The organism is Amycolatopsis sp. NPDC004169, from assembly GCF_040610315.1.
Taxonomy (GTDB): domain Bacteria; phylum Actinomycetota; class Actinomycetes; order Mycobacteriales; family Pseudonocardiaceae; genus Amycolatopsis.
On the sequence record NZ_JBEXMD010000030.1, the window covers coordinates 11170 to 25844 of the forward strand.

Consider the following 14675-nt stretch of genomic DNA (forward strand, 5'->3'; position numbering starts at 1 on the left):
CCTAAGTTGAGGTGCCGACCAAGGAGGCGTGATGGCTGACCAGACCAAATACGTCCTGGACGAAAGCGATCTCCCCACCCAGTGGTACAACGTCATCCCCGACCTGCCCGAGCCGCCGCCACCGCCGCTGCACCCCGGCACGCGCGAGCCCGTCGGCCCGGACGACCTCGCGCCGCTGTTCCCGCAGGCGCTCATCGCCCAGGAAGTGACGACTGATCGCTATGTCGACATCCCGGAGGAGGTCCGGGAGGTCTACCGGCTTTGGCGCCCGTCGCCGCTGTTCCGCGCGCGACGGCTGGAGAAGGCGCTGGGCACGCCTGCGCGGATCTACTACAAGTACGAGGGAGTCAGCCCGGTCGGGTCGCACAAGCCGAACACCGCGGTGCCGCAGGCGTTCTACAACGCGGCCGAAGGCGTCACGCGGCTGACCACCGAGACCGGCGCCGGCCAGTGGGGCAGTGCCCTCGCCTTCGCCTGCGCCCAGTACGGCATCCAGTGCGAGGTCTGGCAGGTGCGGGCTTCCTACGACCAGAAGCCCTACCGCAAGCTGATGATGGAGACGTTCGGCGCGACGGTCCACCCGAGCCCGTCCGAGCTGACCGAGTCCGGGCGCGCGATCCTCAAGGACCACCCGGACTCGACCGGCAGCCTCGGCATCGCGATCAGCGAAGCGGTGGAGCAGGCGGCGCAGGACCCGAACGCGCGGTACGCGCTGGGCAGCGTGCTCAACCACGTCCTGCTGCACCAGACGGTCATCGGCGAAGAAGCGCTCAAGCAGTTCGAGCTGGCCGGCGACACCCCGGACGTGCTGGTCGGCTGCACCGGCGGCGGCTCGAACTTCGGCGGCCTGGCGTTCCCGTTCCTGCGCGAGAAGCTGGCCGGCCGGATGAACCCGGTGATCCGCGCGGTCGAGCCGGCCGCGTGCCCGTCGCTGACGCGCGGCAAGTACGCCTACGACTTCGGCGACACGGCCGGGCTGACGCCGTTGCTCAAGATGCACACGCTCGGCCACGAGTTCATCCCGGACCCGATCCACGCGGGCGGCCTGCGCTACCACGGGATGTCCCCGCTGATCTCGCACATCCACGAGCTCGGCCTGATCGAGGCCCTGGCCATCGGCCAGCAGGAGTGCTTCGCGGCCGGGGTGCAGTTCGCGCGGTCGGAGGGGATCATCCCGGCACCCGAGCCGACGCACGCGCTGGCGGCGTGCATCCGGGAAGCGTTGCGCTGCAAGGAAACCGGTGAGGAGAAGGCGATCCTCACGGCGCTGTGCGGCCACGCCCACCTGGATCTGCCGGCGTACGGCGCCTACCTGGCCGGGGAGATGGTGGACGACGAACTGTCCGAAGCGACCCTCGAGGAATCGCTGGCCACGTTGCCCTAGCGGACGTCCGGGATCTCCGGACGGGTCAGCTCGGTGCGGGCGGTCGCCAGGACCACGCGGTCGCGGCCGCCCGCCTTCGCCTCGAACACGGCGTCGTCGGCCGCCTGCAGCAGGATCGTGTACTCGGTCGCTGTCTCCGGGTACACCGCCGCGCCGATCGAGGCGGTCAGGCCGCCGATCACCTCGGGCTTGCCCGGGCGGATCACCGGGACCGGCACCTCGATCCGGGCGATCGCGGTGCGGATGCGGTCGGCGACGGACGTGATCTCCGCGCTGGTCATGCCCGGCAGTAGCACCACGAACTCGTCGCCGCCGAAACGGCCAACGTAGTCGCCGCCGCGGACCGAGCTCTGGATCGCCGCCGCGACCGCGCGCAGGACCTCGTCGCCCGCGAGGTGGCCGTTGCCGTCGTCGATGGCCTTGAAGTGGTCGATGTCGATCATCAGCACGCCGGCCGTGGAGGACAGTTCCGCCGCGCGGGCCAGCTCGTTGCGGGCCAGCTGGACCCAGAACTCCGGGGCGAGCAGTGCGGTCTTGGAGTCGGTGCGCGCGGCGGCCTGGAACTGGGGGAGCAGCAGGCCGATGTGGAGCGCCACCGGCGTGACCATGAGCACCGGCAGCAGCCACGGCCGGACCGTCATGACCAGTGCGATCCCGCAGCCGACGCCGACCGCGGCCAGCACGATCAGCACGTCGGACGGGTTGCCGAACGCCTGCCGCGGCGGCTTGCCCGGGTTGCTGATCAGGATCGCCACGATCACGAGCACGTAGTTCAGGCCGAAGTAGACGATCCCGGAGGTCAGCAGCGCGAGCATCCCGCCGAAGCCGTCCAGGTAGGGCACGTACGGCGCCACGTGCCCGGTGCCGGCCCACAGCACGGCCCCGGCGGCGGTGCAGGCGAGGATGACCGTCGCGCCGGAGAACACTTTCCGGTGAATCACGCCCCGTCGTTTGTAGACGCGCACCCAGGAATGGGCATAGCTGACGACGATGACCAGTGTCGCCAGCGGTGGCGGGAGCAGGAGTAACCCGGCGAAGATCCAGATCGACTGCAGGTGCATGTGCGGCCGGCCGTCGGCGGCCAGCTCCCGGATGCGCTCGATGCGTTGCGCCGCTTCGAGGTGCACGACCTCACCGGCGAGGATCAGTCCACACCAGAACAGCGATCGGGTGGTGATCGGAACCAGTGCGGCCGTCGAAGCGACCGCGACCAACGCCAAGGCGTCGACGACGAGGACGTAGCCGAACACCGGAGTGGCCAGCTTCCACATCGCCCACGTTCGGAGACCTGTTCGTGGACGTTCTGAGCTGGGCTTTCGCCCTTGGGACGCGGACAATCCCACGAAACGCCCTTCTGCTCAGGACGGAAACCCCTTCGCGGAAATCGTCACTGTAATCGAATGAACGCGGTGTGTCACTAGGCTGGTCGGGCTACCGTCCGGTCACGCACCGTGCAAGATCCCTCACGAAACCGGAGAAACCATGTCGCACTTCCTGCCCAACGCCAACATCGTCCCGTCCCGCCGTCGCCCGCAGCGGCCCACCGACTGGACCCGGCAGCTGCCGACGGACTGGACCCGCGCGATCCCGACCGACTGGACCCCGCGGCAGCTGCCGACGGACTGGACCGCCCGCGAACTGCCCACCGACTGGACGGTCCGCGAGCTCCCGACCGATTGGACCCGTCCCGGCGGCTCGCCAGCCGAGTGCCCGACGGACTGGACCCCGCGCCGCATCCCGACGGACTGGACCCAGTCCTGACCGGCGCCCGGTGACCGGCGAGCCACGCCGGTCACCGGGGCTCCGGCCGGGCCCGCCGCCACAGCCGGGCCGCCCCGAACGCGGCCACCACACCGATCGCCCCGGGAGGCTCGGTGACCACGGCGTGGGGAGCCATGTGTTGCGCAGGCCGGGCGCGCGCTGTTCACCGGGGCTTCGCCTGCGTTCGCTGCCAGAGCCGGGCGGCCGCGACTGCGCCGGTCCCCCGGCTTGGTGACCACGGCGTGAGCAGCCATCTGTTGCGCCGCCTGGGCGCGCGCTGCTCACCGGGGCTCCGGCTGGGCCCGCCGCCACAGCCGGGCCGCCCCGAACGCGGCCACCACACCGATCGCCCCCGCTCCCGCGACCACCCCGTGCGGAGCCACGTGTTCCGCCGCCACCCCAGCCAGCACCACCCCCAGCCCCTGCGAAACCCGCAACGCCGTCAACGCGAACCCGAACGCCTGCGCCCGCTGGGTCTCCGGTGTCAGCTGGACGAACGTCGTGTTCGCGATCAAGTTGTACGAACCGGCCACCCCCGACAGCGTGAACAGCGCCAACGTGGCCACCAAGTCCGGCTTCAAAACGCAACCCAGCAAAGCCGCGCAAGCCAGCACCGCCAGCGGCCCCAGCAACGGCCCCCGCTGCGGCGGCGGGATCCGTGACAGCACCGCCATCCCGGCCACGTTGCCCAGCGCGAACGCACCCAGCAGCAGCCCGACCACCACCGGGCCCCCGCCCAGCTCGGCGGCGTACGGCGCGGCGATCGCCTCGCCCGCGATGTACACCCCCGACACGCACCCCAGCGCCACCAAGGCGAGCCGGCGCCGGTCACCCGCCACCACCGTCCAGCCCGCCCGGACGTGGCTCCACCAGCGGACGCCCGACGTCTCGCGCGGCGGCCGGGTCCGCACGCCGGCCAGCAGGAACACCGCCGACAGCGCGAAGCTCGCCGCGTCCGCCAGGAGGGCTCCGCCCGTTCCGATGGCCGCCACCAGCAGGCCGCCCAGGGCGAAGCCCGCCACCTGGCCCGCCTGGACCAGCATCATCAGCAGGCCCATCCCGGGCACGAACGTCTCGCCCGGCAGCACCTGCGGCAGCAGCGCCGCCCGCGCCGAATTCCACACCGGGTTGAACAGCTGGACGGCGACCAGCAGCGCCGCCACCGCCGGCAGCGGCAGGCCCGGCACCGCCATCACGGCCACGGCCAGCGCCCGCAGCCCGTCCGACAGCACCATCACCGCGCGCGGCGGGTGCCGGTCGGCGAGCCCGGACAGCAGCGGGCCGCCGACGAGGTCCGGCAGGAACGTCAGCGCGTACGTCAGCGCCGCCCAGCCCGGCGAGTTCGTCCGGTCGTACACCAGGATCGACAGCGCGACCCTGGCCAGCTGGTCACCGGTGACCGAGACCAGCTGGGCCGAGAACAACGCCCGGAATTCGGTCACCGCGAGGACGTCCCGGAACCCCACCGCGCGTGCCGTCATGGGCACTCAGGGTACCGCCGCGGACGCCCAGCGTGAACGGCCGTTAGGAGGTCACTGCCCGCCGCCGCAGACGATTTTCGGCTGCGGGTTGTAGTGGACCGTCCGGGTCGAGCGGCTGACCTCGCGGCCGGTCGCGGCGTCCTTGAGCACGCGGGTGTTGCTGGTGGTGAACCCCGGCGCGCCGTTCGAGGCGTGGCAGTTCTCCGCCGGCCCCGGCTTGGTCTGCGGGTCGCTCTGGTTGGTCCGCGCGCCCTCGATCGACTCGACGGTGTAGCGCTTGGTGCCCCACAGCTTCACGGTGATCGACGACGGCGTCCAGATCGTCTGGATCGCGATGCCGGTCGGCGTGTCGTTGGTGAACTTGAGGTCGATGACGCTGGACCCGTTCGGGTTCTGGAACACCGTCGCTTCGCGCGCGGCGGGGTAGCGGCTGATGTAGTAGCTGTGCTCCTTGTGCCCCGCGTCCTTCAGCCCCGCGAAGTAGGACGCGTTGTACAGCGTGGTCGCGAGCTGCGAGAGGCCGCCGCCGACCTCGCGGCCGGGGGCGCCGTCCTTGATCACGCCCGCCTCGACGTAGCCCTGTGCCGTGCCGCGCGGCCCGGTGAAACCGTTGAGGCTGAAGGTTTCGCCCGGCTTGACGATGGCGCCGTTGATCTTCTGCGCGCCGACGCGGATGTTGACCCCGGACTCGGGGGCGAAGCCGCCGGTGGTGAACTCGCCGACGACCTCCTTGATGCCGAGCTGGTTCGCCTGCTCGGTGGTCACCTTCGCCGGGCTGTCCTTGTAGACGGCCGGGACCTCGCGGCCGTCGGTCTTCTTGAGCACGTCGGGCAGCGGCTTGAGACTGGGGTCCCAGTCGACGGTCCGGCCGTCGGTGGAGGGGTCGACCGTCGGCTTGCCGCCCTCGAAGACGACGGTCGCGTCCTTGCCCTCCTTCTCGGTGGACTTCAGCTGCGGCCCGGCGGCTTCGGCGATCTTCGCGTTGTCGATCTTCGGCGTCAGCCCGCCGCCCTCGGCGGGCTCGAAGGTGATCGCCGCGGCGAGCACCTCGGGCTTCACGGTCGCGTTCTTGCCCTCGCCTTTGACCACCAACGGGCCGGACACGGCGGGCCGCGCGAAGCCGTCGAGGGCCGCCTGGACGCCTTCGGGCGTGGTGCGGACCGGCGTGCTGGTCACCGGGAGCGCCAGGGTTTCCCCGCTCGCCCACTTCTCGACGACGGCGGCGGTCGCGGCCGGCACGTCGAGCTTCTGCCCGGTCTTCGGCGGCACGGCGACCGGCTCGGCACCCTGGAACTTCACGGTGCCCTCGACCGGGTCGCGGTCGACCTGGCCGCGCAGCGTCTCGAGGGCCGCGGTGAGCTTGGCGTCGTCGGCGTGGCTGACGACGCCGACCTCGCGGCTGGAGAACAGCGACGACAGCCGCGTGAACGGGTTCAGCGGCTGCTCGCCGGCCTGGTCGAGGGTCTGCGGCCAGTCGAGCTTGAGCCCGGCGAGCGTCGGCGACAGCGTGCCCTGGTACTCGCCCGCGGTGACGGCGAGCGGGCGCGTCAGCCGCGGCTCGATCTTGCCGCGCAGTTCCTGCTCGGCCGCCTCGCGGCCCATGCCGCCGACGTCGACACCGGCCACGGTCACCCCGCGCGGGACGCTGCCCTGGCTGATCAGCAGGTCGATCCCGTAGATCGCGACCAGCACGCCGAACACGCCGCCCGCGATCAGGCCGGCCTTGCGAAACGAGCGCTTCGCGGTGGCGGGACCCGGTTCCGGCTCGGGCCGGACGACGGGCAGGACGTCGGTCTGCTCGCCGTGCGAGTCGGGCCAGTGCGGTTCGTGCGGCAACTCTCCACCCCTTCAACGCGGCACCGGGCCTGCGACGGTGACGGGATCAGCGTACGGGGCACCCGGACAAGCCGTACGACTCGCCCTAACGGGGGATGAATCGGTCACGGATCGATGAACTCACCGGGCGTCGGGTTCGGGATTGCGGCCCGCCCGCGCGAGGAAGTCGAAGTCGCAGCCCTCGTCGGCCTGCGTGATGTGTTCGCTGTAGAGCGCCCCGTAACCGCGCTCGAACCGGGGCGACGGCGCCGTCCAGCCGGCACGCCGCCGCGCCAGTTCCTCATCGGACACCTCGAGCCGCAGGGTCCGCGAAGGAACGTCCAAGGTGATCAGGTCGCCGTCGCGGACCAGGGCGAGCGGGCCGCCGACGTGCGACTCCGGGGCCACGTGCAGGACGCAGGCGCCGTAGCTCGTCCCGCTCATCCGCGCGTCGGAGATCCGGACCATGTCCCGGACACCCCGTTCGAGCAGGTGCGCGGGGATCGGCAGCATCCCGTACTCCGGCATGCCCGGGCCGCCGAGCGGGCCGGAGCCGCGCAGCACCAGCACCGAGTCCGCGGTGATCGACGGGTCGTCGATCCGCTTCTTGAGGTCGGGGTAGTTCTCGAACACCACGGCCGGGCCGGTGTGCGTGAGCAGGTGCTTCTCGGCCGCGATGTGCTTGATGACCGCGCCGGAGGGCGCCAGGTTCCCGTGCAGCACCGCGACCCCGCCCTCCCTCGCGACCGGGTTGTCGCGGGTCCGGATGACGTCGTCGTTGTGCACGCGCGCGCTCGCGAGGTTCTCGCCGAGGGTGCGGCCGGTGACGGTGAGCCGGTCCGGGTGCAGCAGGTCGGTCAGCCGCGAGAGCAGCCCGGGCAGGCCGCCGGCGTAGTAGAAGTCCTCCATCAGCCAGTCGCCGCCGGGCCGGATGTTCGCCAGCACCGGCACGCGCCGGGCGATCGCGTCGAAGTCCGCCAGGCCGATCGGGATCCCGCTGCGGCCGGCCATCGCGATCAGGTGGATCACGGCGTTGGTCGAGCCGCCGAGCGCGAGCACGGTGGTGACGGCGTCGGCGTAGGCCCGCTTGTCCAGGACCTGGGTGATGGTCAGGTCCTCCCGGACCATGTCGACGATCCGGGCACCGCTGGCGGCGGCCATCCGGTGGTGCGCCGAGTCGACGGCGGGGATCGACGCGGCACCCGGCAGCGTCACGCCGAGCACCTCGGCGGCCGAGGTCATGGTCGACGCCGTCCCCATCGTCATGCAGTGCCCCGGTGACCGGGCCAGCCCGCGTTCCAGTTCGGACATTTCGGCGTCGCCGATCAGCCCGGCGCGCTTGTCGTCCCAGTACTTCCACATGTCGGTGCCGCTGCCGAGCACCTCGTTGCGCCAGTGCCCGCGCAGCATCGGCCCGGCCGGGACGAAGATCGACGGCAGTCCCGCGCTGGCCGCGCCCATCAGCAGCGCCGGCGTGGTCTTGTCGCAGCCGCCCATCAGGACGGCGCCGTCGATCGGGTAGGAGCGGAGGATCTCCTCGGTCTCCATGGCCAGCAGGTTCCGGTAGAGCATCGGGGTCGGCTTCTGGTAGGTCTCCGACAGCGTGGCGACCGGGAACTCCAGCGGGAAGCCACCGGCCTGCCAGACACCGCGTTTGACCTGCTCGGCGCGTTCGCGCAGGTGCATGTGACAGGGGTTGATGTCCGACCAGGTGTTGAGGATGCCGATGACCGGCTTCCCGAGGTGTTCTTCCGGGTTGTAGCCGAGCTGGCGGCTGCGGGCGCGGTGGCTGAAGTTGCGCAGTTCGTCGCCGCCGAACCACCGGTGGCTGCGGAGTTCCTCGGGTCGTTTCATGCGATCCAGTATGGCATCTGATATATGATCTGGTGGGCCTGGTTGAATGGGTTCCGACACGAACATAGGGAGCGCGCCATGACCGGGACGTTCAGCCTGCCCGCCTCCCGGACCGAAGTGGTCCTGGAGGAGATCCGCCGCGGCATCCTGACCCGGGAGCTGGAGCCCGGCCAGCCGCTCGTCGAAGCGGAGCTGGCCGCGCGGCTCGGCGTGTCGAAGACCCCGGTGCGCGAGGCGCTCAAGGTGCTGTCCAACTCGGGGCTGGTGACGTTCAGCCCGTACAAGGGCGCGTCGGTGATCACGGTCGACGCCGAGCTCGCCAAGTCCGTCTACGACGTGCGGATGGTGCTCGAACCGGAGGCCGTCCGGCGGACCGTCGAGCGGAACGACCCGGAGCTGCTCGAAGACGCGGCCGAGGCGCTGAAGGAGGCGTCGACGGCCATCGCGGACAAGGACCAGGCGGCGCTGAGCCTGCTGAACCGCCGCTTCCACCGCGCCCTCTACTCCGGCTGCGGCAACCCGCTGCTGGTCAGCATCCTCGACGACCTCAAGGACCGCGCGGCGCTGATCAGCGTCGTCGGCTGGGAGGCCAACCCCAGCTGGAAGAAGGAGTGGACCGAGCACCGGGCGGTGCTGGCGGCGGCGAAGAAGGGTGACGCCGAGGGCGCGGCCACGCTGCTGCGCGACCACATCGGCGGCTTCCTCGACCGGGTGCTGAAGGCCATCGGATGAGGCTGCTGCTCATCTCGGACACCCACCTGCCCGCCCGGGCGCGCGAGCTGCCGGCGCAGGTGTGGGCCGAGGTGGCGGCCGCCGACGTCGTCGTGCACGCGGGCGACTGGGTCGACGTCGCCCTGCTGGACGAGCTGGAGGAGCGCAGCAAGCGGCTGATCGGCGTGTACGGCAACAACGACGGCCCGGCGCTGCGGGCCCGGCTGCCGGAGATCGCGCGGGCGGAGCTCGGCGGCGTGCGCCTGGCGGTGATCCACGAGACGGGCGCCAAACAGGGCCGTGAGCAGCGGTGCGCCGCGCAGTTCCCGGACACCGACGTGCTGGTCTTCGGGCACAGCCACATCCCGTGGGACACGGTGGCGCCGTCCGGGCTTCGCCTGCTGAACCCGGGGTCGCCGACCGACCGCCGTCGCCAGCCGTACTGCACGTACCAGACGGCTTCGGTGCGCGACGGCGCCTTGGCGGACGTCGAGCTGCACCGACTGCCCCCGAGGGGGTAGACAGGTCCCATGGATCCGGCATGGGCGTTGCGGGAGATCGCGTTCCAGCTCGAACGCGCGGGGGAGCCGACCTACCGCGTCCGCGCGTTCCGCAACGCGGCGGCGACGGTCGACAAGACCGGCGCCGAGAAGCTGGCGCAGCTGGCGGAGAACGGCACGCTTACGTCGCTGCCCGGGATCGGCAAGGCCACCGCGGGGGTGATCGAGGACGCGCTGGCCGGCCGTGACCCGGCGTACCGCGGAAAGATCGTCTCGAAGGAGCTGCCGGACGGCGAGCCCCTGCGCTCGGCGTTGCGCGGCGACTGCCACACCCATTCCGACTGGTCGGACGGCGGCAGTTCGATCGGCGAGATGGCGGTGGCGGGCCGCGACCTCGGCCACGAGTGGATGGTGCTGACCGACCACTCGCCGCGCCTGACGGTCGCGAACGGGCTCTCGCCGGACCGGCTGCGGACGCAGATGCAGATCGTGGCGAAGGCGAACGAGCTGATGGCACCGTTCCGGCTGCTGCAGGGCATCGAGGTCGACATCCTCGACGACGGGTCACTCGACCAGGAGGAGGACCTGCTGGGCGAGCTGGACTTCGTGGTGGCGAGCGTGCACTCGAAACTCCGGATGCCGTCCCGCGACATGACCCGCCGGATGGTGGCGGCGGTCCGGAATCCGCACGTGCGCGTGCTGGGGCACTGCACCGGGCGGCTGGTGGTGGGACGCGGCCGTCCGGAGTCGGAGTTCGACGCGGAGAAGGTGTTCACGGCGTGCCGGGAGAACGGCGTGGCGGTGGAGATCAACGCCCGCCCGGAGCGCCTGGACCCTCCGATGCGGCTGTTGCGCCTGGCGGCGGAGATCGGCTGCGAGTTCACGATCGACAGCGACGCGCACGCCCCGGGCCAGCTGGATTGGCTGGGTTACGGGTGCGAGCGGGCGATCAAGGCGGGCATCGGCCCGGACCGCATCCTCAACACCCGCACGGCGGATGAGCTGCTGAGGCGGTGAAGCCACCTTTTTCGAGCCTGGTCGTCGTGGCCCTCGCCACCACCGCGATCGTCGCCCTCGTCACCAAGGTGCTCTGACCCCGGGACGGCCGAAGCCGCCCCGGGGCCCGCGCCTTCAGTTGATCGTGTACGAGTCGCCGTACACCTTCCACTTCAACGGCGTGTGCAGGTCGAAGTTGCCGTCGTTGAGGAACTTCAGCTGCTCGGTGTCCACCCGGGACGTGTCCGCGTGCGCCTCTTCCTGCTTCATGATCACCTTGCGGGCGTCGAAGAACGCCTTCAGGTACGTCGTCTCGTTGCCGCCCTGTGCCGGGGTCTTCGCCTTCTTCATCGCGGCCTTGCGGATGCCGCCGAAGCTGTCCGAGCTGTCGCCGGGACCGTGCATCACGATCGCGTCGTAGTAGGCGAACTGGCCGAGGTTGCTCAGGCCGTCCGACTTGCCCTGGCTCACCGCCGGGTTGAAGTACACGCGGTCGCGCTCGTTGTTCTGGGCCGTCTGGAACGCCGTCGTCGCCGCGGCCTGCTTCCAGGCGCTTTCGAACGCCGAACCCAGGCCCGCGTGCGAATCCGTGCCGTTCACCTTGCGCAGCGCCGGGAGGAACTTCGCCAGCGGGTTGTCCGGCACCGAGTTCGTGTACGCCTCGACGAGTTCGAGCATGTCGCCGGTGCCGGAACAGAAACCGATGATGCCCGCGGTGTACCCGCGGCCGTCGCCGATGTCCTCGATGTACTTGTACTGCGCCTTCCAGTCCAGCGACGAGTTTTCCGCGCTGGAAACCAGCTTCATCGCGATCTCCTTCTTCGCCGGGGCCGAGAGGTCGCCGGCGGCGAGCACCGACGCACCGGCCACCGGTGCCGGTGCGGCCGAGGAGAACGCGGGCGTGGTGATCACGAGGGCCGCGACGGAGGCGGCGCCGAGCGTGCCGAGGAGGACCGGCCGCAACTTCTTGCTCATGGGGAGGGGACCCTTTCCGCGGGATGCGCCGTGAACACACGGCGGTACGACTGGTGCGGGTGGAGCTGCGGCGTAGCGACACGGTAGCGAAGAGTCAGCACGCTCCACAAGAGGTGGAAACCGTTCATGTTCGTGAACGGTCCAGACCACCCCGCGGGTCCGGAAAGGACGGTCAGCGCACCCCGGAGAAGAGCCGGATGACGTCCGGCAGCACGCTCACCGGGATCGTCGGGTCGATCGCGCGCTGCACGCCGAGCCCGATGCCGAGGCTGAGCAACGCCGTCGCGGCGTCGTCGGCCGACATCGGGAGGGTGATCCCGAACCGCTCGGCGTACCCGGTGAGCAGGCCGGCGATGGTGTCGCGGATGGCTTTGTCGCGCGCCGCCAGTTCGGCGCGCACGTGCGGGTCGCGCCGCGCGTTCGTCGCGAACTCGACCTCGAGCGCGGTCCAGGCCTCGTCGCCGATGCTGCGCTCGGCCCACGTCTGGAACGCCGTCAGCAGCCCTTCCACGCCTTCGGCGCCCGCCAGCGCTTCGGCGACCAAGGCGACCTGCTCGTCGTGGATCCGGTCGAGCACGGTGAGGCAGAGCTCGTCCTTGCTGCGGAAGTTCGAGTACACCGCGCCCTTGGAGTAGCCCGCCTCGTCGGCGACCTTCTCCAGCGACGTCACCGAGTAGCCGTCGCGCAGGAAGAGCAGCTTGGCGGTCTCGATCAGCTGCTCGCGGGTGCGCGCCTGGCTTTCCGCGCGGGTGAGTCGGGCCATGGGGCCAACTCTAGCGAGCCCCGGAATCGGGGTACCGCTGGTTTTCGGATACTGTTAGTCTCCGAAAATGGAACAACGCGACTTCGCGGTCCTCGTCATCGGCGCCGGGGCATCGGGGCTGGGTGCCGCGATCCGCCTCACCCAGGCCGGCGTCGGCGACCTCGCCGTGCTCGAGAAGGCCGGCACGCTCGGCGGCACCTGGCGCGACAACACCTACCCCGGCTGCGCCTGCGACGTCCCGTCCGGGTTGTACTCGTACTCGTTCGCGCCCAATCCCGGGTGGACCCGCGCGTTCGCCGGCCAGGACGAGATCCGCGCCTACCTGCGGGACACGGCCGCCCGGTTCGGCGTCACCTCCAAAATCCGTTACGGCGTGGAGGTGACGCGCGCACAGTGGAACGACCGCGCCGCGCGGTGGGAGCTGGAGACGTCACGAGGTCCCTACACCGCGCGGATCCTGGTCGCGGGCACCGGTCCCTGGCACGAACCGCTGGTCCCGGACCTGCCCGGGCTCGCCGGCTTCCCGGGCGAGGTCTTCCACTCGGCGCGCTGGAACCACGGCTACGACCTGGCGGGCCAGCGGGTCGCGGTGATCGGCACCGGCGCCTCCGCGGTCCAGTTCGTCCCCGAGATCGTGCCCCGGGTGGGCCGGCTGCACCTGTTCCAGCGCACGGCGCAGTGGGTCCTGCCCAAGCCGGATCACCACGTTCCCGGCGTCGAGCGGTTCCTGTTGCGGCGGTTCCCGGCTCTGCAGAGGGCGTTGCGCGGCGCGGAGTACGGCGCGATGGAGGCACTCGGGTTCGGGTTCCGGCACCCGTGGCTGCTGCGGCAGGTGCAGAGGATCGGGCTCGCCCACCTGCGCCTCGCGGTCCGGGACCCGGAGCTGCGGCGGGCGCTGACCCCGGACTACACGCTGGGCTGCAAGCGCCTGCTGATGTCCAACACGTACTACCGCTCGCTGACCCAGTCCCATGTGGACGTCCACCCGACGGCGGTGCGCTCGGTCCAGGGCACGCGCGTGCTGGGCGCGGACGGTTCGAGCGCGGAAGTCGACGCGATCATCTTCGGCACGGGCTTCCACATCCTCGACATGCCGGTGTCGGCCCGGGTGTTCGACGCCGAGGGCCGCAGTCTGGACGACCACTGGAAGGGCAGCCCGCAGGCGTACCGGGGGACGTCGGTGGCCGGGTTCCCGAACCTGTACCTGTTGCTGGGCCCGAGCCTGGGCACCGGGCATTCGTCGGCGTTCACGATCGTCGAGGCCCAGGTGGAGCACCTGGTGGCGGCGGTGACCCGGACCCTGCGGGTCGAGGGAGGCTCGCTGTCGGTCCGGGCGTCGGCGCAGGAGACGTTCAACGCGGAGGTCCAGGCGGCTTTGCCGGGAACGGTGTACCAGTCGGGCGGGTGTTCCAGCTATTACACGGATGTCAACGGGCGCAACAGTTTCAGCTGGCCGTTCTCGACGGGCCGGCTGCGACGGCAGGTGGGGGAGTTCCGGGAAGCGGACTACGAGCTCGGTCAGTCCCACTCCCAGCAGATCCCGTAGACCCCCGGCCGCGCGTCCAGCACCGCGATGTGGCTCGTCCCGCTCGGACCCACCGGCAGCTCCGGCCGCGAATCCCCTTCGCCCGAATACCGATAACACCGCACCGGCACCGCCGCCGGGTCGAAGCACGCCTGCAGCACTATCTGGCGGGCCGGCGCGCGCACCCCGAACTGCAGGTAGTTCGTCTCCGGTGGCTCTCCGTCGTACGCGAACTCGAAGTCGAACACGTACGTCTCGCCCGTGCGCAGCGGGTAGTCGAACCGCAGTTCGCACGCCACCAGCTCGGATGCCGCGTCCCGGCGGACGCGGCCCGGGCGGCAGCAGTGCGTCGACCTCAGCACCGGCTGGTGGCCGCCGCCGGTCTGGGGGCGGAAGAACGACACCCAGCGGTCCACTCCGTCCGCCCGGCTGGTCACCACCAGTTCCGTGCGGACCGATCGCTCGGTGCGGTCCGCGCCCAGCGTCGCCCGCTGGTGGACCGACACCAGTGCGAGCCGGGCGTTGCCGTCGAGGTCGATGCCGTCGCAGGCCGCCAGTTCCGTCGGCTCGGAGCCGAGCGCGCTGGCCAGGCTCACCCCGGACGGCCACGGCTGCGCCCGGCGCTCCCGCGGCCGCGTCACCAGGCTGGTCAGTGCGTCCGCCGGGAGCCCGAGGCAGCTCTCGGCGACGGCCACCGCGTGCAGCGAGCGGTGGCCCTCCGGGTGGCGGCGGCCGCGACGCCAGTAGCTGAGGGTGGCCAGGCTGACCTGGGCGCCCCGCATCGCCATCCGCCGCTGCAGGGCCTCCAGGCTCAGGCCGCGCCGTCGGATCGCCAGGTCGAAGGCCTCGGCGAACGGGGCCGACGCTGATAACGCCTCCATCCGGGTAAGCATGAATACCGGACGCATCG

Annotated in this window: 13 protein-coding genes; 6 read left to right on the forward strand and 7 right to left on the reverse strand. The window is 71.1% G+C overall.

Annotated features, from left to right (window positions below; genetic code table 11):
• Positions 1–31 precede the first annotated feature (31 nt).
• Complete coding sequence (locus ABZX11_RS32275) at positions 32–1384, forward strand: TrpB-like pyridoxal phosphate-dependent enzyme (protein WP_354920079.1); 1353 nt, start codon at positions 32–34, stop codon at positions 1382–1384.
• On the opposite strand, the gene ABZX11_RS32280 is transcribed toward ABZX11_RS32275, so the two are convergent.
• Positions 1381–2655 (reverse strand): diguanylate cyclase, encoded by a 1275-nt coding sequence (locus ABZX11_RS32280; RefSeq protein WP_176175619.1) that lies wholly within the window; start codon positions 2653–2655, stop codon positions 1381–1383. The genes ABZX11_RS32275 and ABZX11_RS32280 overlap by 4 nt on opposite strands.
• Before the next feature lie 211 nt (positions 2656–2866).
• Here ABZX11_RS32280 and ABZX11_RS32285 point away from each other — a divergent pair, with 211 nt between their 5' ends.
• Positions 2867–3145, forward strand: a complete 279-nt coding sequence (locus ABZX11_RS32285) for a hypothetical protein (protein ID WP_354920082.1) — start codon at positions 2867–2869, stop codon at positions 3143–3145.
• Positions 3146–3426: 281 nt separating this feature from the next.
• Here ABZX11_RS32285 and ABZX11_RS32290 read toward each other — a convergent pair whose 3' ends face one another.
• From ABZX11_RS32290 to araD, 3 genes are all read right to left on the reverse strand, one after another.
• The gene (locus ABZX11_RS32290) at positions 3427–4626 is read right to left on the reverse strand and encodes an MFS transporter (RefSeq protein WP_354920085.1); all 1200 of its coding nucleotides are present in this window, start codon (positions 4624–4626) and stop codon (positions 3427–3429) included.
• A 51-nt stretch (positions 4627–4677) separates the two neighbouring features.
• Positions 4678–6462, reverse strand: coding sequence for a VanW family protein (locus ABZX11_RS32295; protein WP_354920088.1), 1785 nt, complete (start codon positions 6460–6462; stop codon positions 4678–4680).
• 120 nt (positions 6463–6582) lie between these two features.
• Positions 6583–8295 carry an L-arabinonate dehydratase gene (gene araD, locus ABZX11_RS32300; RefSeq protein WP_354920091.1) on the reverse strand — a complete coding sequence of 571 codons (1713 nt, stop codon included), beginning with the start codon at positions 8293–8295 and terminating at the stop codon, positions 6583–6585.
• 78 nt (positions 8296–8373) lie between these two features.
• Here araD and ABZX11_RS32305 point away from each other — a divergent pair, with 78 nt between their 5' ends.
• Genes ABZX11_RS32305 through ABZX11_RS32315 form a run of 3 tightly spaced genes read left to right on the forward strand, consistent with a single transcriptional unit; the run spans position 8374 to position 10523 of the window.
• A complete protein-coding gene (locus ABZX11_RS32305) occupies positions 8374–9027 on the forward strand; it encodes a GntR family transcriptional regulator (protein WP_176175623.1) in 654 nt (217 codons plus the stop codon).
• A complete protein-coding gene (locus tag ABZX11_RS32310) occupies positions 9024–9527 on the forward strand; it encodes a YfcE family phosphodiesterase (protein WP_354920094.1) in 504 nt (167 codons plus the stop codon). The genes ABZX11_RS32305 and ABZX11_RS32310 overlap by 4 nt, the downstream gene beginning before the upstream one ends.
• A gap of 9 nt (positions 9528–9536) precedes the next feature.
• The gene (locus ABZX11_RS32315) at positions 9537–10523 is read left to right on the forward strand and encodes a PHP domain-containing protein (RefSeq protein ID WP_176175625.1); all 987 of its coding nucleotides are present in this window, start codon (positions 9537–9539) and stop codon (positions 10521–10523) included.
• Positions 10524–10637: 114 nt separating this feature from the next.
• On the opposite strand, the gene ABZX11_RS32320 is transcribed toward ABZX11_RS32315, so the two are convergent.
• Both ABZX11_RS32320 and ABZX11_RS32325 read right to left on the reverse strand, forming a co-directional pair.
• Complete coding sequence (locus tag ABZX11_RS32320; RefSeq protein ID WP_176175626.1) at positions 10638–11477, reverse strand: chitosanase; 840 nt, start codon at positions 11475–11477, stop codon at positions 10638–10640.
• Positions 11478–11649: 172 nt separating this feature from the next.
• Complete coding sequence (locus tag ABZX11_RS32325) at positions 11650–12240, reverse strand: TetR/AcrR family transcriptional regulator (RefSeq protein ID WP_176175627.1); 591 nt, start codon at positions 12238–12240, stop codon at positions 11650–11652.
• Between the two features lie 67 nt (positions 12241–12307).
• Here ABZX11_RS32325 and ABZX11_RS32330 point away from each other — a divergent pair, with 67 nt between their 5' ends.
• Positions 12308–13786, forward strand: coding sequence for an NAD(P)/FAD-dependent oxidoreductase (locus ABZX11_RS32330; RefSeq protein ID WP_354920098.1), 1479 nt, complete (start codon positions 12308–12310; stop codon positions 13784–13786).
• Here the strand turns inward: ABZX11_RS32330 and ABZX11_RS32335 are convergent.
• Entirely contained in the window at positions 13759–14646 is an 888-nt protein-coding gene (locus ABZX11_RS32335; protein WP_354920101.1) for a hypothetical protein, read from the reverse strand. The two genes, ABZX11_RS32330 and ABZX11_RS32335, sit on opposite strands and share 28 nt — an antisense overlap.
• Positions 14647–14675: the final 29 nt, after the last annotated feature.